The sequence below is a fragment of the Streptomyces sp. NPDC005181 genome (assembly GCF_040608395.1).
In the GTDB taxonomy this organism is placed as follows: domain Bacteria; phylum Actinomycetota; class Actinomycetes; order Streptomycetales; family Streptomycetaceae; genus Streptomyces.
Genome location: NZ_JBEXID010000008.1, coordinates 87,224 through 112,859 on the forward strand (window position 1 = coordinate 87,224; position 25,636 = coordinate 112,859).

Consider the following 25,636-nt stretch of genomic DNA (forward strand, 5'->3'; position numbering starts at 1 on the left):
CCTCCTGTCGTAGCGGAGACCCACACGCATGCCCTCAACCCTTGCCCTTTTCGCCACGAGCGTCGGTACCGGCCTGCTCGCGGGTGGCGCCTCGTGTGCCGCCGTCCAGGGCGGCCTGCTGGTCGGCGCCGTCAGCCGCCGTAGCCCGGACACCGGGAAGCCCGGCTCGGGACTTGCTGAGCCGCTGGCCCCGGTCGGCGCGTTCCTCACCGGAAAGCTGCTCTCCCATACCCTCCTCGGCGCGCTGCTGGGCGTCTTCGGCGCCGCCTTGCAGCCCAGCCCCCGCACCCGGGCGGTCCTGCTGATCGCCGCCGGCGTCCTGATGGTGCTGTTCGCCCTGGACCTGCTCGGGGTGAAGGCCGTGGCCCGGCTGGTGCCCCGTCCTCCGGAGTCCTTCGGACGTCTGGCGCGCCGCCGCTCCAAGTCCGACTCCAAACTCGCGCCCGCGCTACTCGGGTTGGCAACCGTGCTCATCCCATGCGGGGTGACGCTGTCGGTCGAACTCGTCGCCATCACCTCGGGGTCGGCCGTGGCGGGTGCGGCCGTGCTGGCCGGCTTCGTGCTCGGCACCGCCCCGCTGTTCGCCGTGCTCGGCTATCTCTTCCGCCGCAGCAGCCGGGCCTTCTCCGGGCGGCTCGGCATCGTCACGGGCGTAGTCGTCCTCGGGGTCGCGGCCTGGACCGTCGTCTCCGGAATCCAGGCCGGCGGCTGGTACTCCACGGTCGACACCACCACCCCCGCCGCAGTCGCGGAACCCGACCCCGCACAGCCCAGCGCGCCCGCGCAGAAAGGCCCGGTGACCATCGACGCCTCCGGGAAGCAAACCATCGTCCTGACCGTCACGGACTTCTACAAGCCCACCGCCTTCACCGCCAAAGCCGGAGTGCCCACCACCCTGATCCTGCGCGGCAAGGACTCCGGCGGCTGCGCCCGCGCCTTCACCATCCCCGAACTCGGTGTCCAGGAGATCGCCAAGCGCGACGGCGACACCAATATCGACCTGGGCACCCGCAAGCCCGGAAAGCTCCTCTTCTCCTGCGCCATGGGCATGCAGGGCGGCGCCATCAACTTCAAGGCAGGTACGGCATGAAGTGGCTGCGCGGCAAGGACCGTACGGAAGCCAGCGGTCCCCAGGTCGTCCTCAAGATCGAAGGCATGCACTGTTCCAGCTGCGGCCTGCTCATCGACGACGAACTCGAAGAAGTCCCCGGGGTGCGTTCGTCCCGTACGGACGTACGCAAGAGTCGCTCCATCATCCACTTGACTGGCGAGGGGTCTGCGGATCACGCCACGCTGATCGGCGCGGTCGAGCGGGCCGGCGACTACAAGGCCACCGTCATCAAGTGAGAAGGACGACGGGGCGGCCGGGACTCCTGTTCCGGCCACCCCGTCGACTGTGCGCTCAGCGCAGGGGCTGGAACCGGCGGAGCCGCAGGCTGTTGGAGACGACGAAGACCGACGAGAACGCCATCGCCCCTCCCGCGATCATCGGGTTGAGCAGGCCGAGCGCGGCGAGCGGCAGCGCGGCCACGTTGTAGGCAAACGCCCAGAACAGATTGGCCTTGATCGTACGGAGAGTGCGGCGGGCCAGCCGGATCGCATCCGCCGCCGCCCGCAAATCGCCCCGCACCAGGGTGAGATCGGAGGCGGCGATCGCCGCGTCGGTGCCGGTGCCCATCGCCAGTCCCAGGTCCGCCTGGGCCAAAGCCGCCGCGTCGTTAACACCGTCGCCGACCATCGCCACCACTCGGCCCTCGCCCTGCAGCCGCTCGACCTCGGCGACCTTGTCCTCGGGGTGGACCTCGGCGATGACCTGGTCGATACCGACCTCGGCGGCGACCGCACGGGCAGCGGCGGCGTTGTCGCCGGTCAGCAGCACGGGCGTGAGCCCGAGCCGCTTGAGGTCGGCCACCGCCTCCGCGCTGGTCGCCCTGACGGTGTCGGCGACCACCAGCGCACCGCGCACCTGCCCATCCCAGGCAACGAAGACGACGGTACGACCCACGGCCTCGGCTGCATCCCGTGCACGGGCCAACTCGCTGGACAGAACAAGCCCTTGCCCCTCCAGCCAGGAGACACGGCCCGCCAGCACGCCACGCCCCTCGACCTGGCCGGTCACGCCACGTCCCTGGGCGTTGGCGAAGCCGGTCACCACAGGCAGGTCCTGGGACGCTTCCCCTGCGGCGGTGGCGATCGCGGCGGCGATGGGGTGCTCGCTGGCGTCCTCCAGCGCACCCGTCAGTCGCAGAACCTCGTCGGCGTCCTCGCCGTCGGCGGGTACGACGCCGACGAGCCGCATCTTCCCCTCGGTGACGGTGCCGGTCTTGTCCAGAACGACGGTGTCGATCCGACGAGTCGATTCCAGTACCTCAGGGCCCCGGATCAGTAGCCCGAGCTGCGCACCGCGCCCCGTGCCGACCATCAGCGCGGTCGGAGTCGCCAGCCCGAGTGCGCACGGGCAGGCGATGATCACCACGGCGATGGCGGCCGTCAGAGCGGTGGCGGCCGAGGCCCCGGTCAGCAGCCAGACACCGAAGGTGACCAGGGCGAGCGCGATGACGACGGGCACGAAGACCGCCGAGATCCGGTCCGCCAGGCGCTGCACTTCGGCCTTGCCGGTCTGGGCCCGCTCCACGAGGGCGGCGATCTGCGCCAGCTTCGTATCTGCCCCGACCCGCGTGGCCCGTACGACGAGTCGGCCATGGCTGTTGATCGTGGCACCGGTGATCTGCGAGCCCGCCTCCACCTCCACCGGCACGCTCTCCCCGGTCAGCAGCGACTCGTCGATCGCCGAAGCACCCTCGACGACCTCCCCGTCCGTGGCGAGCTTCTCCCCGGGCCGTACGACGAACAGATCCCCGACCGCCAACTCCTCTACCGGGATACGGACTTCATGCCCGTCCCGCAGCACCGCGACATCCTTGGCGCCCAGGTCCATCAGCGCCCGGATCGCTTGGCCCGCCCGCCGCTTGGCGCGTGCCTCGAAGAACCTGCCGGCCAGCAGGAAGGCCGTCAGGACGACGGCGACCTCCAGATATAGATGCTCGCCACCCGCAATCAGGGTGCCCGCGCTCCACAGATAGGCAGCGAGCACCCCCAGCGAGACGAGGGTGTCCATCGTCGCGGCACCGTGCCGCAGATTGAGCGCCGCCGCCCGGTGGAACGGCCACGCGCCCCACGCCACGACGGGGGTCGCCAGGATCAGTGCGCCCCACTCCCAGCCCGCGAAGTGCAGAGCGGAGATCATCGACACGAGGACCACCGGAAGCCCGAGCAGCGCCGAGAGGATCAGGCGGCGGCGCAGTCCGGCGATGTGCGCGCCCTCGGCGTCGACGGCCTCCTCCTCTGCGGCCGGGGCTTCGGTCCGAGGCAGCTCGGCGCCGTAACCGATGGCGTCGACGGCTGCTATCAGATCCGCCACCTCGACCGCCGAGTCCTCCCGCGTGACGTGCGCGGTCGCGGTCGCGAGGTTCACCGTCGCGGTCACTCCGGGCAGCTTGCCCAGCTTCCGCTCAACCCGCGCCACACACGAAGCGCAGGTCATCCCGGTGATGACCAGTTCTATGGACTGCTCGGAATCGACCCGAGTAGTGATAGCCATAGCAGCTCTCCTTTCTCTCAGTCTTGTACGGCTGGTACCACGACGGCGAAGCCCTGCCCGGCGGTGGGACGCCAGCTCAACTCGCCCCCGTACAGGCGGCGCAGGACGGCAGGTGGCTCGTGGTAGCAGAAGACCGAGGTTCCGGTGCCGACAATTGCCGGGGTGTCGATGAACAGCGGCAGCTCGGCCAGGAAGTACCGCACCGCCTGCTCGACCTGCCCCTCGTCCGGCGCTTGACCGGCGGGCAGTTTCCCTGACAGCACCCAGCCGGTGGCCTCACGGCAGGCGCCCCGGAAGTCGGCGTCCTCGCTGTACCGGCGCAGCCCGCTCTCATGGAGGCGGCCGAACGCCGCATTGTTCTCCAGCTCGGCCCAGCCCAGCACCCGCCGGTCCGCGTCGGCCACCCCGAGGGATCCCAGCGCGGTGACGATCTTGTTGCGGGTGTACTGACCCTGCCTGCGCGCCTTCCACGCGGCCTTCTCCGGGGCGTACCCCAGCGCCTCGAAGGTGAACGCACTCTGCGCGTCCGGCACGAAGAAGTCCACCCGCTCGAACCGATCGAGCCCCCACGCCGCCAGCTCGCGAATCCGGGCCGTGGAGAAGTAGCTGTTGAACGGGCTGATCCCGAAGCACGCGTGCTCGGCCCGCTCGACCGCTTCGGCGCACCGGCCGCTCAACGGAGTCACCGCCATCGCCGCCGTACCGCCATCGCCTTGAACTGTGCTCATGACCGGACGCTAGAACCTTGCCCATAGGGCAAGGTCAAGCGCAGACTGGAACCCTTCCCACGAACGGAGCCCCCATCATGCTCACCGTCGGCCGCGTCGCCGCCCAGGCCGGGCTGAGCCCCAAGGCCGTCCGCCTCTACGAGGCCAACGGCCTCATCGACCCGCCCGAGCGCACAGCCGCTGGCTACCGCACCTACACCAACGACGCCGTCCCCGTCCTCGGCTTCATCCGCCAGGCCCAGGCCCTCGGCCTCAGTCTCAAGGAGATCAAGGACATCCTCGACCTCCAGCGCCGCGGCGAGCAGCCCTGCGGCCTCGTCACCGATCTCCTCGACCAGCATCTCGCCGATATAGACCGCCGCATCGCCGACCTCGAAGCCCTCCGAACAACCCTCCAGTACGCCCGCGCTCAGGCCGACCAGGCGGTCGGCCGGGGGGAGGACGCCGTGGTCTGCCGCATCATCGAGAATGCCCCCAGCCTATGAGTACATAGCTTCCTGAATTCAGGATTTCTTGTATTCTCGTGGCATGCTGAACCTTGCGACAGAGGTCGAGGTGCTGGCCCGTTTCGGCCGTGCGCTCGCCGATCCGATCCGCTGCCAACTGCTGCTCGCCCTGCACGAGGCTCCGGCACACCCCGCCGACTTGGCCGACCGGATGGGCATCTCCCGCACCAGACTGTCGAACCACCTGGCCTGCCTGCGCGACTGCGGTCTGGTCGTTGCCGTCCCGGTGGGGCGGCGTACGCGTTACGAGCTGTCCGACGCGCGGCTCGGACACGCACTCGACGATCTGCGGTCCGCGGTCGTCGCCGTGGAAGCCGACCGCAGCTGCCCGGACGCGGCCGACAAGGATTGCTGCTGATGACCGCCGCACCGAACTCCCTGGCGCCGGATCGGCGGGCCGCACTCACCCGCCGGATACGGTTCCTGGTTGCCACCACCATCACATACAACCTCGTCGAAGGGATGATTGCGCTCGCGGCCGGAGCTACGGCCTCCTCTACTGCGCTCATCGGCTTCGGCCTGGACTCCGTCATCGAGGTCTCCTCCGCGGCCGCCGTCGCCTGGCAGTTCTCCGCCACCGACCACGCCGTACGGGAAACGCGGGAGCGCACCGCACTCCGGATCATCGCGATGTCCTTCTTCGCGCTGGCGGCGTACATCGGTGTCGACTCGATACGAGCACTCACCGGCAGCGGGAAGGCAGACCACTCCCTCGTCGGCATCGGCCTGGCCGCCGTCTCCCTCGCGGTGATGCCGTTCCTGTCCGCCGCCCAGCGCAAAGCCGGGCGAGAGCTGGGCTCTGCATCTGCGGTCGCGGACTCGAAGCAGACCCTGCTGTGCACCTATCTGTCGGCCGTACTGCTCGTCGGCCTCATCGCCAACGCGGCGTTCGGCTGGACGTGGGCCGACCCGGCTGCTGCCCTGGTCATCGCCGCGATCGCGGTCAAGGAAGGCCGCGATGCCTGGCGGGGCGAGAGCTGCTGCGCCGCTCCACCGGCGGCAATGGGCGCTCCTCAGGAGGGCGGCTGCCGCGGAGGCTGTGACTGCTGCTGACGTCGGGGCGGCGCCGGTTTCTACCCTGAGACTCGATCCCGCGTGGGGCTATTGCAGAGCACAGGAGCACCGATGCCAGACCAGGAAGGGGAGCTGGTCGAGGCGCAACGAGCGCACTGGCAGCAGACCTACGCCGCCCATCCGGGCATGTACGGCGACGAATCCTCCGCCCCCGTAGTCCATGCCTCCGAGGTGTTCCGCGCGTCCGGCGCGCAGGACGTTCTGGAACTGGCCGCCGGACACGGCCGCGACGCCCTGTAATTCGCGCGCTGCGGCTTCACCGTCCAGGCCACGGACTTCAGTCCCACCGGCCTGGAACAGCTTAGGTCCGCCGCCGGACGACTTGGGCTCGGCGCATCTGTGAGCACCACGGTCCACGACGTACGCGAGCCACTGCCGCTGCCGGACGCCTCGGTGGACGCGGTCTTCGCGCACATGCTGCGGTGCATGGCGCTGTCCACCAAGGCGATCGAGCAGCTCGTCGCCGAGGGCCGCCGCGCCCTACGGCCCGGCGGTACCTTCGTCTTCTGGCTGTTGGTGCTGAAGTAGTGCTGATCTCGTCCTCGCTCTACGTAGCGGTGTCCTCCGGCGGCCTCTGACCTCACGTTGGTGCGAGGCTCGGACGCGATCCGGCTGCCCCGCCGCACGCTGCGAACGATCAAGGCCAATCTCTTCTTGGCCATCGCCTACAACGTCGCCGCCCTGCCTCTCGCCGCCCTCGGCCTGCTCAACCCGATGATCGCCGGTGGCGCGATGTCGTTCTCGTCCGTCTTCGTTGTCTCCAACAGCCTGCGGCTCCGCCGCTTCGAGCCGCTGCGCTGACCTGCCCGCCTTCGCAGTGGCTCAGGCGATGACGCGCTGCCCAGGCGAGTGCTGAGTAGCGTGGAAGATATACGGTTCTGCGGGCCCTCCGCGGAGCCGACCGGATCCTACGGAGGAAGGTGCCGCGATGCTTCACCGAATTCTCGTCCGCGCCGGCGTCCTCGCGGGGACAGCCCTCGCGGCCACCATCGGGACCTTCGGCCTCGCCCAGGCCCAGGCCACACCGCCGCCCGCAACGCCTGTGGCCACAGCCTTGGCCCAGACACATGACTGCACCTGTTGTGGTAACGCGGGCGCAGACTGCTGTCAAAAGTGCTGTGACAAGGCATGTTGCGCTGATTGCGAGACCATGGCGACAAACGCCACGATGACCGACTGCTGTCAAAAGATCTAGCGTTGCTGAACCCCACCTGGCCCCTCGGCGGCAACGTCGTTGCCATTGCCGTCACCAGGCAGCTTCCCTCTGTCAGGACCGGCTGCCGCCGCCCATACCGCGCATCATCACGGCCATCATCGCAGCGCAGGCGAGCACGCCGATGAGAGAGGGTCCTGGCTGAGGAGGCCGACGTTGACCAGCACGATGGCAATCAGCAGCGCCGGGACACAACAGGCGATCGTAAGCCAGAAGCACCTGCGCCAGCTTGGGGTGCGGAGTGTGGTCAGCCGAGTCGGGTGGGAAGCCGCGGAGGGTGGCCACGCGGCGCTGATACTCGGCGTTGTCGATCTCACCACGTGCGTGCCGCTCTCCTCCCCGCGCACAACCCGGCGCAGGTCGAGCGGCGCGGGTTCTGCTGCGCGCGGCCCGCAAGCCGGCCGCCGCCGAGGCGCAGCTGGAGCTTGCGCGGGCGTGATCCTCTATCGTGGGCGGGCGTAGGGCGCGGGGGCACGCTCCTACACGAAGGACTCATCCTGTGAGTGCTGCGCCCACCCGCATTCCCGAGTCGCTGCTGTCGCTGGCGGTACCGGTCGACGACCTGGTGGCGTACTACCGCAACCCGCGCACCGGCGACGTCGACGCCATCGCCGAGTCGCTGCGCGTCAACGGCCAGTACAAGGCCATCGTCGTCAACCGCGGCACCCACACCGGCCGCCCCAACGAGATCCTGGCGGGCAACCACACCTGGGCCGCCGCGCAGCAGCTCGGCTGGGACCAGATTGCGGCCACGTTCGTCGACGTCCACGACGAGGACGCGGCCCGCATCGTCGTCGTCGACAACCGCACCTCGGACCTGGCCGGTTACGACAGCGAGCTGCTGGCCGACATCCTCGAAGAGCTGCCCGACCTGGACGGCACCGGCTACGACCAGGGCGCCCTGGACAAGCTGCTGGACCACCGGTCCCTGCCCGCCACGATCGACCTGCCTTCCGACGGTGCGGGCACCGGGGCGATGGCCAAGCTGGAGTACCTGCAATGGGGTTACCTGCAGTGGTCCACCACCCGCGTGCAGATCACGGCCGCCGAGGTGGAGACCCTGAACCGCATCTACGAGCGGTTCCTCACCCAGGCCCGCTCCGATCTCGGTTTCGGCTGGCACCTGCTGCAGGAGGCCCACTCCGACACCGCCGAAGCGCCCGGCGCCGATGACGACGACCAGACCAGCGCCCCCGACGCCGGCGACGCCGAGGACGAGGACGGGGACGACGCATGAGCAGCGCCCCCACCACGACGTTCCACGAGGCGTACCCGCTCAAGGACTTGCGCCCGGCCGACTACAACCCGCGGCACCTCTCCGATGAGGCCTTCGCCCGGCTCCAGGAGTCCATCGGCCGCCACGGCGTCGTCAAGCCGGTCATCCTCAACGCCGACGGCACGTTGGTCGCAGGCCACCAGAGAACCAAAGCCATGACCGCGCTGGGGATGACACACACCCCGGCGGTCATGCTCGGCACGAAGGTCCGCCTCACCGACGAAATCCAGTTCAACCTTCTGCACAACCGCGTCGAGACCGAGGCGTCGGTGGTGTACGCGCAGCCCGGCCCCATCGGTGTCTGGTCCTATATCCCGTGGCAGACCATCGAAGTGGCTGTCTCCCGCAACAAGCCGTTCCAGCAGGCCATCAACTACATGACCGGCGGCCACGGCCCGTGGGGCTCCGTCGTCATCGACGACCAGGGGCAGATCGCGCTCAACGCCGAGTACGCGGTGGTCGCGGCCGCCAACCACTTCGACGTCCTCGCATGGACCTGCGCATCCTCGGACGCCGCGGTGCTGGTCGCCGACCTCACCGGCGAGTACGGCGTGTACGACTGGACCGGCCTGGAGGACCAGGCGCCGGTCTACAACCAGCACATCATCCAGCCCAAGCGGCTGCGCCAGTACACCTCGCTGCGCAAGGCCGGAAAGCTCGCCTACAAGTCGGAGGTGTGGGAGAAGCTTGCGCTGCCCCGGCTGCGCAAGCGCCCCGAGACGCGGGTGGTGGACTTCGGTGCGGGACACGGCGACTACGCGAAGAAGCTGCGCCCCGAGGGCTACCAGATCGACGACTACGAGCCCTTCCGCACCACCCCCGGCAAATACGCGGTGGATATCAGGGGCGTCGTATCCATGATCCGCACCGTCGAGAAGCGGCTGGCCCAGCACGGCCTGTACGAGATGGTCGTCCTCGACTCCGTCATCAACGCGACGACGTCGCTGGATTACCAGCACTGGGTACTGACCACCGTCAACGCGTTGTGCGCCGGCGACGGCACGGTGTGCATCGGCACCCGCAACCTGCTGGCCGAGCAGGCGTTTGAGAACAAGCAGCATGCCACCAGCGCCAACGACGCCACCCGGCTGTCGTTCCTCGACAGCGAGAACGTCGACATGCGGTTTATGCAGGGCAAGTGGATGCGGATCCGGTACCACACCCCCGAGTCGCTGGCCGAGCTGCTCGGTGCGTATTTCGGTGATGTGACGGTCGCCGGTCGCTCGAACGCGACGCTGCGGGCCATATGCAAGGACCCTCTGCCGCTCTCCGACCTCGATTACGAGAGAGCTCTCGGCGAGGAATTCAACATGCCCTATCCGAACGATTTCAGACACGGGCGCCATAAGCGACTTGTGGAAATTTTGGTAAAATTGGTTAAAGAAAGGAATAACCGGGCCGAGTAATTCACGGCCCTATTCAGAGGGGGGAAATACCGTAATGCCGCAACCGCCCATCCGGGTTGGGATCACCGCCGCCGCACCGTACCTGATCATGTGGCTGGCAGGGGTTCGTCACGTCAACCTGGACAAGCACTGCCTGGAAACCTTCGGCGAGGCCGACCGGGCCCCGCTCAACCCGCGGGCACCTCAACAAAAAGTCACGCTGCCGGCCGACAACCGGCCGCTGGCCTGGTACCTGTGCGCCCTGCCCCACCCGTGGGACTGGGCCTCCAACGCGCACCTGGCCTTCGACTACGCCGAAGGCCACCAGTGGGAAGGCCCGGCCCTGGTGCCGGGCCTGCGCGTGACGCTCGACAACGCCCGCCCCATCACCGGATGGGGCGAGCACTCCATCCCCGCCAACGCACCGCGCCGCCACCAGTACCTGTACCGCACCTGCCGCAACTGGCAGTTCGCGTGGTGGCTGCGCACCAACCACAAGGCACCCGACGCACCGCCACCCGGCCAGCTGCCGCCCGACCCTGACGCACCCCAGCAGCTGACCTTCCTGTAGCACCACCTGCACTACGGCCCGGCGGCCACACCAGGTCGCCGGGCCGTAATGCCATCATGTTTCCTGGCGCGGGGGCGCGCAGCAGCGAGAGGACCACGGCTGGTGGGACGCCCCGACAAGGCCGCGCGCGCCGCCATCGCGCAGCGGCGAGCGGACGCCATCGACCTACGCCTCGCCGGTGTCGACTGGCTCACCGTCGGCCGGAAACTCGCCGCCGACCCGGCCATCAACTCCGACCGCATCGCCTACCCGCAGGGCTACGGCGTCGACCGGTACAAAAAGGGCCTGGAGCCGCCGGCCGACGACCAGCTCATCAACGCCGCCTGCAAGGACGTGCGCCAGGCACTCAAGGAGCGCACCACCGAGCAGGACGAGAAGGCCGACGAGCTGCGCGCCGTGGAGAACCTGCGCCTGGACCGGCTGTTCTTCGTCGCCTACCGCCAAGCCGTCAAGGACGGCGACCTGCCCGCCATCGACCGGGCGCTGCGCATCATGGAGCGCCGCGCCCGCATGAACGGCCTCGACAAGCCCGCCAAGACCGAGATCGTCGCCCCGGCCGCTTCGGGCAGCGAACTGACCGCCATCGCTCTCGACGAACTCGAAGCCCTGATCGGCATATCCGAGGAGGCCGCACATGGCTCCGATGACTAGCAGCGACCGCGAAACCAAGCTGCTGAACGCCTACCGCACCAGGCTGCCCGCACAGCGCCGCGCCATGGCCGCGAAGGCCTCCCCACAGCTGCGCGTCCAGCTCGCCCGCATCGAGCGCCACATCGCCATGGCCGCCTCCCCGGGAGCGATGGCCGCCGTCCTGACCGAACGCCGCGAGATGCAGGCCCGCCACCTCCACCTCATCGACCAGGCGTGGATCGACATGGCCGAGGGCCGCGCCGACCGCGTCATGATCACCATGCCGCCGCGTCACGGCAAGAGCCGCCGGGCCTCACGCTGGGCACCCCTGTGGTACCTGCGCCAGCACCCCGACCGCCGCATCATGATCGCCTCCTACTCCGGTGACCTCGCCGAGGAACACTCCCGCTGGATCCGCGACGCCATCGAAACCTGGGGCGACGAGCTCGGCATCCACCTCAACCCCTCCAGCCGGGCCGCCATGCGGTTCGACATCGCAGGCCACCAAGGCGGCCTCGTCGCCGCGGGCATCGGCGGCAGCCTCACCGGCAAGGGCGCCACCATCGCCCTCGTCGACGACCCCGTGCAGGACATGGCCTCCGCCGACTCCCCGAGCATGCGCCGCAAGACGTGGGAGTGGTGGCAGTCCGTCCTGCAGACCCGCCTGGAGCCCGACGGGGCGATCTGCGTCATCCAGACCCGCTGGAACGAAGACGACCTCGCCGGCCGCATCCTCGCCGACGCACAGGCCAACGAGTGGCACGTCATCGACCTGCCCGCCCTCGCCGACTCCCCCGACGACCCCCTGGGCCGCACAGCCGGTGAACCCCTATGGCCCGAACGCTTCGACGCCGACCACCACGCCACGACCCGCCGCCGAGTCGGCGAACGCGTATGGGCCGCCCTCTACCAGCAAAAGCCGCGTCCCCCCGAGGGCGGTGTGTGGCAGCGCGCCTGGATCACGGACCACCGCATCACCACCGTCGAGTTCGGCGGCCTCGACATGGCCCGCGTCATCGTCGCCGTCGACCCCGCCGGCGGAGAGTCCTCAGTGGGCGACGAGACCGGCATCATCGGCGCAGCCCGTGGCTTCGACGGTCACCTGTACGTCCTCGAGGACCGCTCCGCGTCCATGGGCGCCAACGACTGGGGCCTCAGCGCGTGCCGCCTCGCCCTCGCCCTCAAAGCCGATGCGATCGTCGTGGAGTCCAACTACGGCGGCGACATGGCCCGCCAAGTCCTCTCCCAGGCATGGGAGCAGCTGCGCCGCGACGGCACGACCGCCGGGCAGCTCATGCCCAGGGTCCTCGAAGTCACCGCGAAGGTCGGCAAACGCCTGCGGGCCGAACCCATCGCCCAGCTGTACGAGCAGGGCCTCATCCACCACGTCGGCGCCCACGTCCGCCTCGAAGAGCAGATGGCCACCTGGGTCGTCGGCATGGACTCCCCCGACCGCATGGACGCCGCCGTCCACGGACTGACCGAACTCGCCGACCCCGACCAGCTCGCCGCAGTGGCCGGACACATCCACGACGACCGCCTCGGCGGACGCCGTTAGACCCCCGGAAACGGCCCCATAAAGGGAAACGCCCCTGGCCATATCGGGCTGCTAGCCTCCCGGCCATGACAATCTGGGGGAGATCCGACGTCCGAATCGGCGCCGCAACCGTGGTGTTGGCGGGCGCTGTTGCCGCCGCCGTCGTGCTGTGGCCCACGCCCGCAGCACCGACGCATGAGCAGATCTCGGAGCAGATCAAAGCCTCCGCGCAGGCCCATGAGGACGCCTCAGTGGAGGCTGGGCGCTACGCCCGGGCGAACCTGCGGGCCACCGCCAAGACGCCCAACGACGAGTCGTGCCAGTCCGCGTGGGACAACCTGCTCGACTCGGAGCAGAAGGGCCTGCTGCACGGGACGTGGATGCACGCCTGCACCGACCCCGCCACCCCGTAGCCCTGCCCAGTAGTAGCCTGCGGGCATCGTTCAGGGTCAGACGCCGGGGGGCAGCACGTGATTGAACGGACCATCGCGCCAGAGGGAATGCCGCGCCCCACGGGGGAAGAGGGCCACGTTCTCCTCGACGCCATCTGGTCACTGTTCACTGAGCGTTTGATGTGGCCCGTCTTCGACGACATCGACCGCGCACTGTACGGGCAGGGGTTGGAGTGGGAGAGCGCGGTGCAGCAGCTGTGTCCTGCGCTTCTGCGTGGCTTGGACCCGAATGTGCTGCACACCCCGCAGCCCGACCAGCAGCTCTCGCTCACCGTCGCGGGCGCGGCGAACTGCACCGGGGCATTCCGAGTCCTCACGGCGTATCTATACATGGTGCGCCAAGCGGCGACGATCGAGAGGAACTGGCGCCCTCCGAACCCTGGAGAGATGCCGCAGCTCACGAACGAAGACCTGGCGGCGGCGCACGGCGACAGTCTCACAAACACGGTGCGCACTTTCGTCGCGGCCATGCAGCTCGGCATTCAAGAGCCGTGCTTCCAGGGAGGCGGCAGCAGCCCAGACGAGCTGGAGTGGCGCCTGTACTTCACCCGCGGCATCCGGCCGTTCGCCGCCGTTACGAACCTGCAGGAGTACTGGCTGATTCGCGCGCATGTGCTGGGCGCCGAGCGCACCGAGGCCGATCTGCGCCTGTTCTCCAAGCGTGAGCCGGAGGTGATGCTGCAGCCACCGCTGTTCGCCGAGCCTGCCCCCGCCGCGGGATCTCCGGAGCCCATATCTGTCACCTGCAACCTGCATCCGCTGATCGCGGAGGTCGCCGAGGAGAGGTACAACCGCGGCGCCTACAACGACGCGGTAAGGAGTGCGTTCCAGGCGGTGGAGCACCGGGTGGACACGCTGGTCGGCGGCAGTAACGCCGTCGGTAACGCGCTCATGGGCGTTGCCTTCAACGTCAAGCCAGGCCCCCCGATGCTGACGGTGACCCGGTCCACGGGCGGCTCCCTGGAGAGCGAGCAGACCGGCATGCAGTTCCTGTTCAAGGGTGCGATGGGCGCACTGCGTAACCCTCGCAGTCACGGGCCGGACGAGAAGGATGACCGCGACGAGGCCGAAGAGATGTTGGTGTTCGCCAGCTTCCTCATGCGGCGTCTCGACATCGAGGACGACAAGCGCAAGGCCGCCGGTTCGGGTTCGTGATCGCACGCTGCCTCTAAGCTGGCTGCGGGCGTGGGGCCTTGCATGCCTGGAGGCATCCGTTGAGGCTGCGCGAACTGGTCATCGACGCCTGGTCGTGGATCAACTACAAGCCGGCCATGGCCGATCCGCAGCGCCCCGGCCACCGTGCTTTCCCCGAGGTCAACCACTCGTGGGTGCCTGAGTCGGACCGGCGCCGTTTGGCCGTGTACAAGCTCTTGGCGGCGTACGACAACAACCAGGCCGGGCAGCTCGCCGCCGTCACCGGTGACGACCACGGCTTGGAGCGCCGTGAGTTGGGCGACCCGGCCAAGCTCATCGACACGACGCTGGGCTACCTGCTGGGCGCGGAGCAGACCATCGTGGTGCCCGGTGCCGAGCACGCTGAGCACCGCGGGCCCGCCGGCACTGATGGTGACGAGGGTGACGCCCCGCCGCCCGGTGCTGTTCAGGCAGCCGACCTGCAGGAGCGGCTACGCACCTGGGCGGAGAAGGAACTGTGGCCGTTGCGGATCCAGCAGGCCGAACGGTGCGCGGTGCGCTGCGGCGACGCCGTGTACACCCTGGCGTGGGAACCGGCCAAGGAACGGGTGCTGCTGCGCACCTACGACCCCGGGTTCTACTTCCCGGAGTGGAACGACGGTGAGCAGGACAGCTCCGAGTACCCCTCCCGGATCCACTTCGCGTGGGAGCTGCCCGCCGATCCGGCGCGCGGCCTGAAAGACCGGGTGCGGCGCATCACTTACGAGCTGGGGCCGATCGGTGCGGCGACCGAGCCTGGCATCGCCAAGGACGGACGCGCTATCCGTGAGCAGGTAGCGGGCGCCGACGGAGACCCCGTGCTGACCGTCGGCGACACCCTGCACCCGGTGGCCGGCACAGTGCAGCGCACCTACCCGTGGGCACCGGGCCGCCCGTCGAGCACCACGTGCTACCTGACGGATGCCGAATGGCTGCTGGAAGACCTCGGCGCCTCCCACGACCTGTACTCGCTGCCCCCGGACAAGGCCGCCTACCGGGTGCGCTCCGACGGGCAGGTGTTGGACCGCCTCGACCTGATGTGTGACTTCATTCCGGTCGTGCACGTCCCGAACACCATCCCCGACGGTGGAGAGCACTGGGGGAAGTCGTCGCTGGGCAGTGTGCTGCAGTTGCTGGACGAGCTGGCCGCCACCGACACCGACAGTGCGTCCGCGTCGGCGACGACCGGTACCCCGATCGTTGCCCTGTCCGGGGCGCGCCTGCCCATCGACCGCACCACCGGGCAGCCGCTGCCGGTGCGTGTGGAGGCAGGCACGGTGTGGCAGCTGTCCGACACCGGGCGCATGGACGCCTTGAACACCTCGGCGCAGCTTGCCGAACTGCGGCAGCGCATCGACCACATGCTCACCCGGCTCGCCTCGAACACCCGCCTGACCACCGCTGGGCTGGGCAGCCTCGACCCGGCATCGGTGCCTTCCGGGTATGCGCTGCAGCTGGCCTTGGGACCGCTGGACTCCCTCATCGCCGCGATGCGTCTGGCCCGCGCCCACAAGTACGTGCTGATGCTGCGCATGGTGCAGCGTCTGCACCAGGCCGGGCAGGTGTGGCCCGCCGGCGAGTCGCTACCTGCACGCCTGGTGTGGGGTGCGCACACCCCTACCGACCGCACCACCGTCCTCGCTGACGTCGTGGCCGGTTACGGGGCGAATGTGTTCTCGCTGGAGACGGCTGTGCGGATGCTGCAGGAGGCCGGATACCCCGTCGAGGACGTCGCGGAGGAGGTCGAGCGCATCCAGCGCCGCTCCTTCGACCAGGCCGCCCGTCTCGCCGACGCCACCGGCGACAACGCGGTGGTGCGCGAGTACCTGGGGCTGCCGGAGGCCGACCCGGGCGTGCCGCCGGTACCGCTCATCCCCGGCCAGACCCCGCCCTCACCGGCGGCCGAGACCGGCGACGTCGACCCGGGCAGTTCCGAGCCGAGCTGAGCGTCAGGCCAGCTTCGCCCGGAATTCGTTGTAGACCGCCCTGCAGGTCCTGCGCGACCTGCTGGATCTGCTCGGCGGTCACCTGGTTGACGTCGTCCAGGTGTGCGCACCTTGCTTCGATGCATTACGTGGCGGCTGGCCAGGAGCTACGCCTGATTCAGCCGCGCCGGGGCTTCTGCGTCGGTGGTTGCCCAGTCGTACACGAAGTCGACACATTCGCAGGCTTTTCGGCCGCGGCTTCGACGGCCGACGTGAATTGGTTTTGTCGCGTCGGTACCCGCCCGGCGTGGTTGCATGCTTGCGGCCTGCTGAAGGTTGGACGTCGCGCTGGGCCTTTACGGAGGGTATGTAGGTCGGCCCGGGCGGCTAAGGGGCTTCAGTGTGGGGGCGCGGCTTGTCTCGTGGGCGTCGTCCGGAGTGCGATCAGGGATGCCGCTGCGGAAACGGTCGCGAGTGCGAGGAAGACGTGGGGGTATCCGCCGAGCGGCGCGGCCAGGGCGGCGCCGGCGAAGGGGGCGAGTGCAGAGGCGGTGGTCGCGGGTGCCGCTAGGAGTCCGGACAGGCGGCCGTAGTGGCTGGTGCCCCATCGGTCGGTGATGGCGGTGGCCTGCAACAGGGTGAGGTTGCCGCGGACTGTCCCGGCCGCGACGGACAGTGCGATCAACAGGGCGTACGGGCCGGCGACGAGTGCGAGTGCGGCGGTGGTGACGCCTCCGAGGGCGATGAGTGTGGTGGTGCGCGCGGTCGCTCCGGTGCGGCGGGCAAGCGTGGAGTAGAGGGTGCGGCCGAGGGTCTGTCCCGCGCCGCCCAGACCGAGTGCCCAGGCGGCCTGCCTGGTGGAATAGCCGCGTTCGAGCATGAGCGGGACCAGGGCGACGACGACCGCGTAGACGGCGAAAGCCGAGAGAGTCAGGGCGGTGGCCAGCATCCAGAACGGTCGGCTACGGGAGATCGTGGCAGCGGAGCCGCCGGTGTGGGCAGGCGCAGACTGCGCCTTCGGCCATGGAGCTTTGAGCGCCAGGGCATGCGCAGGGACCGTCACGGCAGCGAGAACCAGGGCGAGAACGATGTAGGTCGTGCGCCACGACATGCGATCGGCGAGAGCGGCGGTCAGCGGTGCGAAAACTGTGGAGGCGAGCCCGCCGGCCAGGGTGACGATGGTGAGGGCGCGGACGTGGTCGGGTGCCCACCAGCGGGTCAGTGCGACGAAGGCGGGCTGGTAGAAGGTGGCCGCCATGGCGAACCCCGCCAGGAGCCAGCCAGCGATGAACACCGGCAGGTTGGGGGCGGCGGCGACGGTGAGGAGGCTTGCAACGCCGAGGACGGAACCGGTGGTCATGACGGTGCGCGGGCCCCGGCGGTCGATGATCCGGCCGACACGGATCCCGGTGAACGCGGAGATGAGCAGGGCGGCGGAGAACGCGGCCGTTGTGGCCCCGGTGGGCCAGCCGGTGTCGGCGGTGATGGCTGGGTTGAGCACGGGGAAGGCGTAGTAGACGATGCCCCAGCTGGTGATCTGTGTGATGCACAGGGCTGGGAGTACGGCGCGGGGCCGCGACCGGTCCCCTGCTCCTGTCGCGGCCCCGCGGGCGTCGAGCTCGGTCACGGGCAGCAGCCACCGGCCTGGACCGGCGTACCAGAGCCTGCTTCGGCGACGGCCGGGTCCGCGCAGCAGGCGCTGCCCTTCTGTTTGGCCATCGAGTCGGCGTCGGCCTTGACGACATACACCTCCCACGGCTCCTGACCGGGTCCGTGGACCCAGACCTTGTCCTGGAGGGCGTAGCAGCAGGTGGTGTCGTTCTCGACGTCGGTCGCCAGCCCCTGATCCGCGAAGCGGGTGGTGGCGGCGTGGACGGCTTCGGTGGTGTCGACCTCGACACCGAGGTGGTCCATGCGCGTGTCCTCGTCCGACGTGCCCTGGATGAGGACGAGTTTGAGCGGGGGTTCGGTGATGGCGAAGTTGGCGTAGCCGTCGCGCAGTTTGGCCGGCTCGGTACCGAAGAGCTTGGTGTAGAAGGCGATCGAGGCGTGAAGGTCGGGGACGCGCAGGGCGAGCTGTACTCGGGACATGACGATCCTCCTGACGCGGGGTGGAAGCACCCCGGCGATTGGCCGGGGCGCCGGGGTTCAGGCTGAGCAGCAGCCGCTGGAGGACGTGTCCTCGGTGGCTGCAACCGGCAAAGAGGTACCGATCTGTACGAGAGCGGGTGCCGGTGTGGCGCAGCAGCCTGTGCCGTCGGCCTGGCCGGCTGCCGGGTCGTCGAAGAGTCCGGCGCCGCCGCAGACTCCGGTCTCGGGGAGGGTGAGTTCGACGCGGTCGGCGGATTCGGTGTCCCCGGCGATGGCGGCGGTGACGGAGCGGACCTGCTCGTAGCCGGTCATGGCGAGGAAGGTCGGGGCGCGGCCGTAGGACTTCATGCCGACCAGGTAGATGCCGGGTTCGGGGTGGGACAGTTCGCGGTGGCCGTGGGGGTAGACGGTGCCGCAGGAGTGCTGGTTGGGGTCGATCAGCGGGGCGAGCTCGGTGGGGGCCTGGAGGCGCTCGTCGAGGCCGAGGCGGATCTCGGAGAGGAAGGACAGGTCGGGGCGGAAGCCGGTCAGCACGATCACCTCGTCCACCGGGTCCAGCCGCCGTCCGTCCTCGCCTACCAGGATCAGGCGGCCGTTGTCGTCCTGCTCGATGGCCTCGGTGCGGAAGCCGGTGACCGCGTCCGCGTGTCCGTTGTCTACCGCGGCCTTCGCGGCCAGGCCGAGAGCGCCGCGGGCAGGCAGCTGGTCGGCGGTGCCACCGCCGAAGGTGGAGCCGCTGATGCCGCGGCGCAGGATCCACACCGCATGCGTGCCGGGCTCGTCCTTCGCGACGTCGGCGAGAGTGGCCAGGGCGGTGAACGCGGAGGCGCCAGAGCCGATCACGGCAGTCCGCTTGCCGGCGTAACGGGCGCGGACGGCCGGGTCCTTCAAGTCCGGGACGCGGTAGGCGATGCGGTCGGCCGCCGTCTTCTCGCCGAGGGCGGGAAGACCGCTGGCGCCGGCCGGGCTCGGGGTGGTCCAAGTGCCGGAGGCGTCGATGACCGCGCGGGCGAAGACACGCTCCTCACTGCCGTCGGCAGTGGTGAAGTGGACGACGAAGGGCTGGGTTTCGCGGTCGGCGTCGACAATGCGGTCGCGGCCGGTGCGCGAGACGCCGGTGACAGTGGCACTCAGACGGACGCGCTCACCCAGGACATCGGCCAGCGGCTGGAGGTACTGCTCGGCCCAGTCCCCGCCGGACGGATACGTCGCCGCGTCGGGCTTGGTCCAGCCAGCCGGCGCCAGGAGCTTCTCGGCGGCCGGGTCAGTGACCTCGCCCCAGGTGGAGAACAGCCGCACATGTGACCAGTCACGTACCGCGGACGCTGCGGCCGGTCCTGCTTCCAGGATCAGCGGTTCGATGCCGTGCCCGACCAGGTGCGCGGCGGCGGCCAGCCCGGCGGGGCCGGCGCCGATGACGACAACCGGCAGGTCTGCAGTGGTGGTCATGGCGGTGATGTCCTCCGAGATAGGCGACCGAGCCGGCCGCTGTTTCGATTGCTGTCGATATCTGGAGCTTGCCACTCAGCATCGACGAGTGTCAACATAGACACATGTCGAAATCAGAGGTTGCGGAACTGCCGGTCCTGGACACGGGGGCCGTGGTGCCGTGCTGCCCGCCGATCACTGCCGGCGAGCTGTCGCAGGACGACGCGGAGAAGATGGCCCTGATGTTCAAGGCGCTGTCGGACCCGGTGCGACTGCGCCTGTTCTCCAAGGTCGCGTCGCACGCGGGCGGCGAGGCGTGCGTGTGCGACATCTCCGACGTGGGCGTCTCCCAGCCGACCGTCTCCCACCACCTGAAGAAGCTGCGCGAGGCCGGGCTCCTGACCTCCGAGCGGCGCGGGACTTGGGTCTACTACCAGGTCGCCCCGTCTGTCGTGGCGGCCATGTCCGCCATGCTCGACCTGCGCTCCTGAGTATGCGAATTCCACCGACCACCGGGCCGTGAGATGGGCAGATCCGCCAGTACCGGCAGGCACGGGCCCTACGGCAGACCGCCCACCATGACGGAGATCGCGGAGCCGGACAGCACGCACAGTCCGGATAACGGCAACAGGGAACAGTGGCTGACGCCGAGGGTGAAGGGCATCGGCTCGGCCCGACCTCCAGGGGGATCTCGGCCGGCTCATGGGCGCGGTGGCGGCGTTCGAGGTCGGCAACGTCGCCGCCACCCTGCTTATCCTGCGCGCCACCGATCTGCTGACACCTGATCACGGCGCGAAGACCGCGACCACGATCGCGCTGGGCCTCTACACCGCGTACAACGTCGCCGCCACGATCGCCTCCGTTCCCGCCGGCCGCCTGACCGACCGGCTCGGCGGGCACGGGCCTGTTCGCCACCACCGGTGCGGCAATTGCCCTGCTCGCGGTGCCCTTCGTGCTGGCCGGGGTCGGGATCGGGGCGGTCGAGACCTCCCAGCACTCCGCGGTAGTCGCGCTGGCACCGAAGGGTCTGCGCGGCTCGGCGTTCGGGATGCTCGCCACCGTGCAGTCACTGGGCAACCTCGCCGCCTCCGCCGTCGCGGGACTCCTGTGGAGCGCACTGTCGCCCACCTGGGCCTTCGCTTACCTGACCGGCTGGATGGTGCTTGCCCTCATCGGCCTGCTGATTTCTCTGAGGCGCCCATCTCGCTGAACACGGGCCGTCCCGGCGACGGGAGTCAGGCCAACAGCTCGGCGATGGCCGCAGCCGCTTCGCGGGCCGGGCGCCCCACGCCAATGAGCGTGGCGGAGGCAGGTCCCGTCCAGTCCCCGTAGCCGAGCAGGTGGAGCCGCGGTTCGTCGGCTGCCTGGGTGCCGCGGGTGGCAATGTGCCCCCGTACGCCGCGCAGGCCCAGAGGGGCGAGGTAGGACAGGGCGGGGCGGAACCCGGTGCACCAGATCACCGTGTCCGCGCGAACGGTCGTGCCGTCGCTCCACCGCACACCGTCCGCAGTGAGGCGCTCGAACATCGGCTGGGCCTTCAGCAGTCCGGCGTCGCGCGCTGCGCGAACCGGTGGGACGGCGACGATGTCGCCCAAGGAAGCGACGCCACCGGTGTCCGTGCGGCCTTCGTCCAGGGCGCGGCGGCGGGCGGTGGCCGCGTCGAACAGGGCGCGGCCGTCGATGTCGTCGGCGAGGAAGCGGGGTGGGTGCTGGGTGACCCAGGTCAGGTCGAGGGCGTCGTGGGAGGCGAGGGCGGCGGCGATCTGTGCGCCGGAGTTCCCGCCACCGACCACGACCACTCGCTGTCCGGTGAAGTCGGACGGACGGCGGTAGCCGGTGGTGTGGAGCTGGCGGCCGGTGAAGACCTCCTGGCCGGGTACGGCGGGCAGGAAGGGGCGCCACCAGGTGCCGGTCGCCGAGACGACCGCCCGTGCCGACCAGTCGCCGGTGTCCGTCTCCACCCGCAGTCGGGTGCCGTCCCGGCGCACCGCCTGGACGCGGACCGGGCGGTGTACGGGCAGGTCGTAGCGTTGCTCGTAGTCGGCCAGGTACTCCACCACGTGGGCGGCGTCCGGGTACTCCTGGCCCAGTTGGGCGGGCATGAGCCGACCGGGCAGGGACGAGAACGCGGCCGGGGAGAACAGGTGCAGGGAGTCCCAGGTGTGCTGCCAGGCCCCGCCGGGCGTGCTCTGGGCGTCGAGGATGACGAAGTCGAGCTTGTTGCGGCGCAGGTGGTAGCCGGCGGCGAGTCCTGACTGCCCGCCGCCGATCACCACCACGTCCACGGTGTGCGTCACGGGGCCGTCGTCAGGGAGCCCACGCTGAACCTCTTGCGCCAGGCGAGCGCGACGTAGACCAGGCCAATCAGGACGGGCACCTCGATGAGCGGTCCGACGACGCCAGAGAGTGCCTGGCCGGAGGTGACGCCGAAGGTGGCGATGGCGACCGCGATGGCCAGCTCGAAGTTGTTGCCCGCTGCGGTGAACGCCAGTGTCGCGGTGCGGTCGTAGGCGAGACCCAGGCCCTTGCCGAGCAGGAACGTACCGAAGAACATGATCGCGAAGTACACCAGCAGCGGCAGCGCGATCCGCACGACGTCCAGCGGCTGCGACGTGATCGTCTTCCCCTGCAGCGCGAAGAGGATGACGATCGTGAACAGCAGCCCATACAGCGCCCACGGGCCGATCCTCGGCAGGAACTTGCTCTCGTAGTCCGAGCGGCCCATCTTCTGCTCGCCGATGCGGCGGGTGAGGAAGCCGGCCAGCAGCGGGATGCCGAGGAAGATGATGACGTTCAGCGCGATGTGCCAGACGGAGACGTCCAGGCCCTGGCCGTCGCCGAGGTTCATCCAGCGCGGCAGCAGGTCGAGGTAGAACCAGCCCAGCAGGCCGAACGCGATGACCTGGAACACGGAGTTGAGCGCGACCAGGACGGCCGCGGCCTCGCGGTCGCCGCACGCGAGGTCGTTCCAGATGATGACCATGGCGATGCAGCGGGCCAGACCGACGATGATCAGGCCGGTGCGGTACTCGGGCAGGTCCGGAAGGAAGATCCACGCCAGCGCGAACATGACCGCGGGGCCGACGATCCAGTTGATGACCAGCGAGGACACCATCAGCTTTTTGTCACTGGTGACGGTGTCGAGCTTGTCGTAACGGACCTTAGCGAGGACCGGGTACATCATCACCAGCAGGCCGAGCGCGATCGGGAGGGAGATCCCGCCGATCTCGATCTTCGCGAGCGCGTCGTTCATGCCCGGGATGAGGCGCCCCAGGCCCAGGCCGACGGCCATGGCGAGCAGGATCCATACCGCGAGGTAGCGGTCCAGGGTGGAGAGCTTGTTGACGATCGAGTCGTCCCCGGCCGGGCCGGCGCCTTGAGCGGAGGCGGTGGTGGGCTCGGTGGAGGTCACGGGCAGGCCCTCTTGTTCTCGGCAGCGGTACGGGCGGACTCGGCCAGCGCGGCGAACTGCTCGGACAGTCCGGCCAGGACCTCGGGGCGCAGCTTGTAGTAGGTGAAGCGACCGCAGGGCTCGGTGTCCACCACACCGGCCTCGCGCAGAACCTTCATGTGGTTGGAGAGGTTGGTCTGCTTGGCGCCGGTCTCCTCGACCAGGTGCGTGGTGCACAGGGTCTCGCGGGCGAGCAGGGTCACGATCTTGAGCCTGAGCGGGTCGGCCAGAACCCGGATCAGATCAGTGTCGACTGACGTCATCATGGACTGATACTCTCACATCATTCGGTGCTGATACCAGTCCGAGCTGAACTGTTGGGCCCGTCGAAGGGGTTCCCATGTCCGCCTCACCACCACCGGCCTGGCCGGATGAACGGCTCTGCGCCGGGGTCGCGCGCCTCGCCGCCAGCCACCGGGGCCACTTCTCCGTGGAGACCGTGCAGCAGCTACTGGCCGACTCCTACCGGCTGCTTGCTGAGCACGCCCGGGTGCGTACGCATCTGGTGGTACTGGCCGAGCGGCTGACCGCCGAGCGCCTCGACGCGCTCGCGCACACACAAACGCCAGGCCCCGGTGGCCGGGTGCGGGTGCTGTTCGTGTGCGGGCACAACGCCGGCCGTTCGCAGATGGCCGCAGCCCTCCTGGCCCACCGGGCGGGCGAGCGCGTGATCGTCTCCTCCGCCGGGACCGACCCGGCCGCGGCAGTCGAGCCGCATGTCGCGCAGGCCCTTCTGGAAGCGGGCGTGTCCGTCGCGGATCACTACCCCAAACCGCTGACCAGCGAGGTCGTCGAGGCCGCCGACTTCGTCATCACGATGGGCTGCGGCGATGCCTGCCCCGTGGTCCCGGGCCGGCACTACCTGGACTGGTCCGTCGCCGACCCCGACGGCGCTCCGATCGGCGTCGTCCGCACGATCCGCGACGACATCGACGCTCGTATCACCGATCTGCTGGCCGCCCTCCCGGGCGACTGACCCTCCGGCTTTCCGCCCCTCCTGCTGATCCACTTCACCAAGGGAACAACGATGTCCGACAAGCCCTCCGTCCTGTTCGTCTGCGTCCACAATGCCGGCCGCTCGCAGATGGCCGCCGCCTGGCTGACCCACCTGGCCGGGGACCGCGTCGAGGTCCGCTCCGCAGGTTCCAACCCGGGCGACGCCGTCAACCCGGCAGCCGTGGCGGCCATGGCCGAGGTCGGCATCGACATCTCCGCCGAGACCCCGAAGATCCTCACGATCGATGCCGTCCGCGAATCTGACGTGTGCATCACGATGGGCTGCGGCGACACCTGCCCCGTCTTCCCCGGCAAGCGATACCTGGACTGGGACCTCGATGACCCGGCCGGACAGGGCGTCGAAGCCGTCCGCCCGATCCGCGACGAGATCAAGATCCTCATCGAGGGCCTGATCAAGGAGATCGCCCCGGAGGCCACGGCGTGAGCGAGATACGTGACGTCGTCATCATCGGCTCCGGCCCGGCCGGATACACCGCTGCCCTTTATACGGCCCGTGCCCAGCTCAAGCCCGTGCTGTTCGGCAGCAGCATCTTCGTCGGCGGCTCCCTGACCACCACCACCGAGGTCGAGAACTTCCCTGGCTTCCCCGAGGGCGTCGACGGCCCCGACCTGATGGCCAAGATGCGGGCCCAGGCCGAGAAGTTCGGTGCCGAGATGATTGACGACGACATCGCAGACGTCGACCTCACCGGCCCCGTCAAGCTCCTCACCGATTCGACCGGCACCGTCCACCGCGCGAGAACAGTGATCGTCGCGACCGGCTCCGGCTACCGCAAACTTGGCATCCCCGGCGAGGAAGAACTCTCCGGACGCGGGGTGTCCTGGTGCGCCACCTGCGACGGCTTCTTCTTCCGTGACCGTGACATCGTCGTGGTCGGTGGCGGCGACACCGCAATGGAAGAAGCCACCTTCCTCACCCGCTTCGCCAAGTCCGTGACCGTCGTCCACCGCCGCTCCGCCCTGCGTGCCTCCAAGGTGATGCAGAACCGGGCCTTCGCCGACGACAAGATCTCCTTCGCATTCGACACCGAGGTCGCCGGGCTCAAGCAGGACGGTCCCATGCTCAGCGGCGTCGTACTGCGGGATGTTTTCACCGGCGCCACGCACGAACTCGCGGCCACCGGCCTGTTCATCGCGATCGGCCACGACCCGCGCACCGAGCTCTTCCGCGGCCAGCTTGACCTGGACGAATCCGGGTACCTAAAGGTCGCCTCACCCACCACCCGGACGAACATCCCCGGCGTCTTCGGCGCGGGCGACGTCGTCGACCATATCTACCGGCAGGCCGTCACGGCCGCTGGCAGCGGCGCCTCGGCAGGGCTTGACGCCGAGCGGTACCTCGCAGCACTCAACGCCGGTCAGCCGGCAGATGAGCCGGAAGCTGCTGTCGCGGTCTGAACCCGCAGATCACCCCTGTGGGGCTCGTCGCGACAGACGAGCCCCACACTGCGTTCCGGCCGCCGTGTGGCGGTCTGTGCCAGCGCAGAGGACGGACCATGCCGCCAGGCGACGGCTGTCTGGTAGGACTCAACGGCCTTGGGTTGGCGTTCCCGCGGTTACGACGAAGCCGAGCGGCCA

The 25,636-nt window shown here is 69.3% G+C and carries 27 protein-coding genes and 2 pseudogenes; 21 read left to right on the plus strand and 8 right to left on the minus strand.

What is annotated here, in order from left to right; genetic code table 11:
• The first annotated feature begins 28 nt into the window (after positions 1-28).
• Together ABZV38_RS08260 and ABZV38_RS08265 are read left to right on the plus strand one after the other, a co-directional pair.
• A complete protein-coding gene (locus tag ABZV38_RS08260; protein WP_356325830.1) occupies positions 29-1,090 on the plus strand; it encodes a sulfite exporter TauE/SafE family protein in 1,062 nt (353 codons plus the stop codon).
• Complete coding sequence (locus ABZV38_RS08265; protein ID WP_356325832.1) at positions 1,087-1,347, plus strand: cation transporter; 261 nt, start codon at positions 1,087-1,089, stop codon at positions 1,345-1,347. The genes ABZV38_RS08260 and ABZV38_RS08265 overlap by 4 nt, the downstream gene beginning before the upstream one ends.
• A gap of 55 nt (positions 1,348-1,402) precedes the next feature.
• On the opposite strand, the gene ABZV38_RS08270 is transcribed toward ABZV38_RS08265, so the two are convergent.
• Both ABZV38_RS08270 and ABZV38_RS08275 read right to left on the minus strand, forming a co-directional pair.
• Positions 1,403-3,601 (minus strand): heavy metal translocating P-type ATPase, encoded by a 2,199-nt coding sequence (locus ABZV38_RS08270; protein ID WP_356325834.1) that lies wholly within the window; start codon positions 3,599-3,601, stop codon positions 1,403-1,405.
• A gap of 17 nt (positions 3,602-3,618) precedes the next feature.
• Positions 3,619-4,329 (minus strand): tRNA-dependent cyclodipeptide synthase, encoded by a 711-nt coding sequence (locus ABZV38_RS08275; RefSeq protein ID WP_356325836.1) that lies wholly within the window; start codon positions 4,327-4,329, stop codon positions 3,619-3,621.
• 77 nt (positions 4,330-4,406) lie between these two features.
• On the opposite strand from ABZV38_RS08275, the gene ABZV38_RS08280 reads away from it, so the two are divergent.
• From ABZV38_RS08280 to ABZV38_RS08345, 14 genes and pseudogenes are all read left to right on the plus strand, one after another.
• Positions 4,407-4,814 (plus strand): heavy metal-responsive transcriptional regulator, encoded by a 408-nt coding sequence (locus ABZV38_RS08280; protein WP_356325838.1) that lies wholly within the window; start codon positions 4,407-4,409, stop codon positions 4,812-4,814.
• Positions 4,815-4,857: 43 nt separating this feature from the next.
• Positions 4,858-5,193: a metalloregulator ArsR/SmtB family transcription factor gene (locus tag ABZV38_RS08285; RefSeq protein WP_356325840.1), complete on the plus strand. Its 336-nt coding sequence runs from the start codon at positions 4,858-4,860 to the stop codon at positions 5,191-5,193.
• Positions 5,193-5,888, plus strand: coding sequence for a cation transporter (locus ABZV38_RS08290; protein ID WP_356325842.1), 696 nt, complete (start codon positions 5,193-5,195; stop codon positions 5,886-5,888). Before ABZV38_RS08285 ends, ABZV38_RS08290 begins: the two co-directional genes overlap by 1 nt.
• A gap of 72 nt (positions 5,889-5,960) precedes the next feature.
• Positions 5,961-6,149 carry a hypothetical protein gene (locus ABZV38_RS08295; protein ID WP_356325844.1) on the plus strand — a complete coding sequence of 63 codons (189 nt, stop codon included), beginning with the start codon at positions 5,961-5,963 and terminating at the stop codon, positions 6,147-6,149.
• 21 nt (positions 6,150-6,170) lie between these two features.
• Positions 6,171-6,437: pseudogene (locus ABZV38_RS08300) on the plus strand (class I SAM-dependent methyltransferase); the annotation flags it as partial.
• Positions 6,433-6,710: pseudogene (locus tag ABZV38_RS08305) on the plus strand (heavy metal translocating P-type ATPase); the annotation flags it as partial. The pseudogenes ABZV38_RS08300 and ABZV38_RS08305, both read left to right, overlap by 5 nt.
• A gap of 911 nt (positions 6,711-7,621) precedes the next feature.
• On the plus strand, positions 7,622-8,359 hold the full coding sequence (locus ABZV38_RS08310) for a ParB/RepB/Spo0J family partition protein (RefSeq protein WP_356325846.1): 738 nt from the start codon (positions 7,622-7,624) through the stop codon (positions 8,357-8,359).
• Positions 8,356-9,804, plus strand: a complete 1,449-nt coding sequence (locus ABZV38_RS08315) for a ParB N-terminal domain-containing protein (protein WP_356325849.1) — start codon at positions 8,356-8,358, stop codon at positions 9,802-9,804. The genes ABZV38_RS08310 and ABZV38_RS08315 overlap by 4 nt, the downstream gene beginning before the upstream one ends.
• Positions 9,805-9,838: 34 nt before the next feature.
• A complete protein-coding gene (locus ABZV38_RS08320) occupies positions 9,839-10,354 on the plus strand; it encodes a hypothetical protein (protein WP_356325851.1) in 516 nt (171 codons plus the stop codon).
• A 102-nt stretch (positions 10,355-10,456) separates the two neighbouring features.
• Positions 10,457-11,005, plus strand: a complete 549-nt coding sequence (locus tag ABZV38_RS08325; protein WP_356325853.1) for a hypothetical protein — start codon at positions 10,457-10,459, stop codon at positions 11,003-11,005.
• Positions 10,989-12,542, plus strand: coding sequence for a terminase family protein (locus ABZV38_RS08330; RefSeq protein ID WP_356325855.1), 1,554 nt, complete (start codon positions 10,989-10,991; stop codon positions 12,540-12,542). The genes ABZV38_RS08325 and ABZV38_RS08330 overlap by 17 nt, the downstream gene beginning before the upstream one ends.
• Positions 12,543-12,607: 65 nt before the next feature.
• Positions 12,608-12,934 carry a hypothetical protein gene (locus ABZV38_RS08335; protein WP_356325857.1) on the plus strand — a complete coding sequence of 109 codons (327 nt, stop codon included), beginning with the start codon at positions 12,608-12,610 and terminating at the stop codon, positions 12,932-12,934.
• Positions 12,935-13,021: 87 nt separating this feature from the next.
• On the plus strand, positions 13,022-14,128 hold the full coding sequence (locus ABZV38_RS08340; RefSeq protein WP_356325859.1) for a TIGR02391 family protein: 1,107 nt from the start codon (positions 13,022-13,024) through the stop codon (positions 14,126-14,128).
• A 59-nt stretch (positions 14,129-14,187) separates the two neighbouring features.
• Positions 14,188-16,092: a hypothetical protein gene (locus ABZV38_RS08345; RefSeq protein WP_356325862.1), complete on the plus strand. Its 1,905-nt coding sequence runs from the start codon at positions 14,188-14,190 to the stop codon at positions 16,090-16,092.
• A 376-nt stretch (positions 16,093-16,468) separates the two neighbouring features.
• On the opposite strand, the gene ABZV38_RS08350 is transcribed toward ABZV38_RS08345, so the two are convergent.
• The 3 genes from ABZV38_RS08350 to ABZV38_RS08360 are packed head-to-tail and all read right to left on the minus strand — an operon-like array spanning position 16,469 to position 19,611.
• Complete coding sequence (locus tag ABZV38_RS08350) at positions 16,469-17,698, minus strand: MFS transporter (protein ID WP_356325864.1); 1,230 nt, start codon at positions 17,696-17,698, stop codon at positions 16,469-16,471.
• Positions 17,695-18,162: an ArsI/CadI family heavy metal resistance metalloenzyme gene (locus ABZV38_RS08355; RefSeq protein WP_356325866.1), complete on the minus strand. Its 468-nt coding sequence runs from the start codon at positions 18,160-18,162 to the stop codon at positions 17,695-17,697. Before ABZV38_RS08355 ends, ABZV38_RS08350 begins: the two co-directional genes overlap by 4 nt.
• Before the next feature lie 57 nt (positions 18,163-18,219).
• Positions 18,220-19,611 (minus strand): NAD(P)-binding domain-containing protein, encoded by a 1,392-nt coding sequence (locus ABZV38_RS08360; protein ID WP_356325868.1) that lies wholly within the window; start codon positions 19,609-19,611, stop codon positions 18,220-18,222.
• Between the two features lie 104 nt (positions 19,612-19,715).
• On the opposite strand from ABZV38_RS08360, the gene ABZV38_RS08365 reads away from it, so the two are divergent.
• Both ABZV38_RS08365 and ABZV38_RS08370 read left to right on the plus strand, forming a co-directional pair.
• Positions 19,716-20,081, plus strand: a complete 366-nt coding sequence (locus ABZV38_RS08365; RefSeq protein WP_356325870.1) for a metalloregulator ArsR/SmtB family transcription factor — start codon at positions 19,716-19,718, stop codon at positions 20,079-20,081.
• A gap of 452 nt (positions 20,082-20,533) precedes the next feature.
• The gene (locus ABZV38_RS08370; protein WP_356325872.1) at positions 20,534-20,800 is read left to right on the plus strand and encodes a hypothetical protein; all 267 of its coding nucleotides are present in this window, start codon (positions 20,534-20,536) and stop codon (positions 20,798-20,800) included.
• 25 nt (positions 20,801-20,825) lie between these two features.
• Here ABZV38_RS08370 and ABZV38_RS08375 read toward each other — a convergent pair whose 3' ends face one another.
• The 3 genes from ABZV38_RS08375 to ABZV38_RS08385 are packed head-to-tail and all read right to left on the minus strand — an operon-like array spanning position 20,826 to position 23,307.
• A complete protein-coding gene (locus ABZV38_RS08375; protein ID WP_356325875.1) occupies positions 20,826-21,887 on the minus strand; it encodes an ArsO family NAD(P)H-dependent flavin-containing monooxygenase in 1,062 nt (353 codons plus the stop codon).
• Positions 21,884-23,002 carry an ACR3 family arsenite efflux transporter gene (gene arsB / locus ABZV38_RS08380; protein ID WP_356325877.1) on the minus strand — a complete coding sequence of 373 codons (1,119 nt, stop codon included), beginning with the start codon at positions 23,000-23,002 and terminating at the stop codon, positions 21,884-21,886. Before arsB ends, ABZV38_RS08375 begins: the two co-directional genes overlap by 4 nt.
• Positions 22,999-23,307, minus strand: a complete 309-nt coding sequence (locus ABZV38_RS08385; RefSeq protein WP_327123727.1) for a metalloregulator ArsR/SmtB family transcription factor — start codon at positions 23,305-23,307, stop codon at positions 22,999-23,001. Before ABZV38_RS08385 ends, arsB begins: the two co-directional genes overlap by 4 nt.
• 74 nt (positions 23,308-23,381) lie before the next feature.
• On the opposite strand from ABZV38_RS08385, the gene ABZV38_RS08390 reads away from it, so the two are divergent.
• The 3 genes from ABZV38_RS08390 to trxB are packed head-to-tail and all read left to right on the plus strand — an operon-like array spanning position 23,382 to position 25,456.
• Positions 23,382-24,017 carry an arsenate reductase ArsC gene (locus ABZV38_RS08390; RefSeq protein ID WP_356325879.1) on the plus strand — a complete coding sequence of 212 codons (636 nt, stop codon included), beginning with the start codon at positions 23,382-23,384 and terminating at the stop codon, positions 24,015-24,017.
• 51 nt (positions 24,018-24,068) lie between these two features.
• Positions 24,069-24,482 (plus strand): arsenate reductase ArsC, encoded by a 414-nt coding sequence (locus ABZV38_RS08395; RefSeq protein ID WP_356325881.1) that lies wholly within the window; start codon positions 24,069-24,071, stop codon positions 24,480-24,482.
• Positions 24,479-25,456: a thioredoxin-disulfide reductase gene (gene trxB / locus ABZV38_RS08400; RefSeq protein ID WP_356325883.1), complete on the plus strand. Its 978-nt coding sequence runs from the start codon at positions 24,479-24,481 to the stop codon at positions 25,454-25,456. The genes ABZV38_RS08395 and trxB overlap by 4 nt, the downstream gene beginning before the upstream one ends.
• Positions 25,457-25,636: the final 180 nt, after the last annotated feature.

Excerpts from the sequence above, each read along its gene's own strand:
- ABZV38_RS08285 (WP_356325840.1), top strand. The coding sequence starts at position 4,858 with ATGCTGAACCTTGCGACAGAGGTCGAGGTGCTGGCCCGTTTCGGCCGT.
- ABZV38_RS08330 (WP_356325855.1), top strand. The coding sequence starts at position 10,989 with ATGGCTCCGATGACTAGCAGCGACCGCGAAACCAAGCTGCTGAACGCC.
- ABZV38_RS08395 (WP_356325881.1), top strand. The coding sequence starts at position 24,069 with ATGTCCGACAAGCCCTCCGTCCTGTTCGTCTGCGTCCACAATGCCGGC.
- ABZV38_RS08340 (WP_356325859.1), top strand. The coding sequence starts at position 13,022 with ATGCCGCGCCCCACGGGGGAAGAGGGCCACGTTCTCCTCGACGCCATC.
- ABZV38_RS08260 (WP_356325830.1), top strand. The coding sequence starts at position 29 with ATGCCCTCAACCCTTGCCCTTTTCGCCACGAGCGTCGGTACCGGCCTG.
- ABZV38_RS08360 (WP_356325868.1), bottom strand. The coding sequence starts at position 19,611 with ATGACCACCACTGCAGACCTGCCGGTTGTCGTCATCGGCGCCGGCCCC.
- ABZV38_RS08320 (WP_356325851.1), top strand. The coding sequence starts at position 9,839 with ATGCCGCAACCGCCCATCCGGGTTGGGATCACCGCCGCCGCACCGTAC.
- ABZV38_RS08365 (WP_356325870.1), top strand. The coding sequence starts at position 19,716 with ATGTCGAAATCAGAGGTTGCGGAACTGCCGGTCCTGGACACGGGGGCC.
- ABZV38_RS08275 (WP_356325836.1), bottom strand. The coding sequence starts at position 4,329 with ATGAGCACAGTTCAAGGCGATGGCGGTACGGCGGCGATGGCGGTGACT.
- ABZV38_RS08335 (WP_356325857.1), top strand. The coding sequence starts at position 12,608 with ATGACAATCTGGGGGAGATCCGACGTCCGAATCGGCGCCGCAACCGTG.
- ABZV38_RS08315 (WP_356325849.1), top strand. The coding sequence starts at position 8,356 with ATGAGCAGCGCCCCCACCACGACGTTCCACGAGGCGTACCCGCTCAAG.
- ABZV38_RS08355 (WP_356325866.1), bottom strand. The coding sequence starts at position 18,162 with ATGTCCCGAGTACAGCTCGCCCTGCGCGTCCCCGACCTTCACGCCTCG.
- ABZV38_RS08390 (WP_356325879.1), top strand. The coding sequence starts at position 23,382 with ATGTCCGCCTCACCACCACCGGCCTGGCCGGATGAACGGCTCTGCGCC.
- ABZV38_RS08385 (WP_327123727.1), bottom strand. The coding sequence starts at position 23,307 with ATGATGACGTCAGTCGACACTGATCTGATCCGGGTTCTGGCCGACCCG.
- ABZV38_RS08270 (WP_356325834.1), bottom strand. The coding sequence starts at position 3,601 with ATGGCTATCACTACTCGGGTCGATTCCGAGCAGTCCATAGAACTGGTC.
- ABZV38_RS08280 (WP_356325838.1), top strand. The coding sequence starts at position 4,407 with ATGCTCACCGTCGGCCGCGTCGCCGCCCAGGCCGGGCTGAGCCCCAAG.
- ABZV38_RS08295 (WP_356325844.1), top strand. The coding sequence starts at position 5,961 with ATGCCAGACCAGGAAGGGGAGCTGGTCGAGGCGCAACGAGCGCACTGG.
- ABZV38_RS08265 (WP_356325832.1), top strand. The coding sequence starts at position 1,087 with ATGAAGTGGCTGCGCGGCAAGGACCGTACGGAAGCCAGCGGTCCCCAG.
- ABZV38_RS08290 (WP_356325842.1), top strand. The coding sequence starts at position 5,193 with ATGACCGCCGCACCGAACTCCCTGGCGCCGGATCGGCGGGCCGCACTC.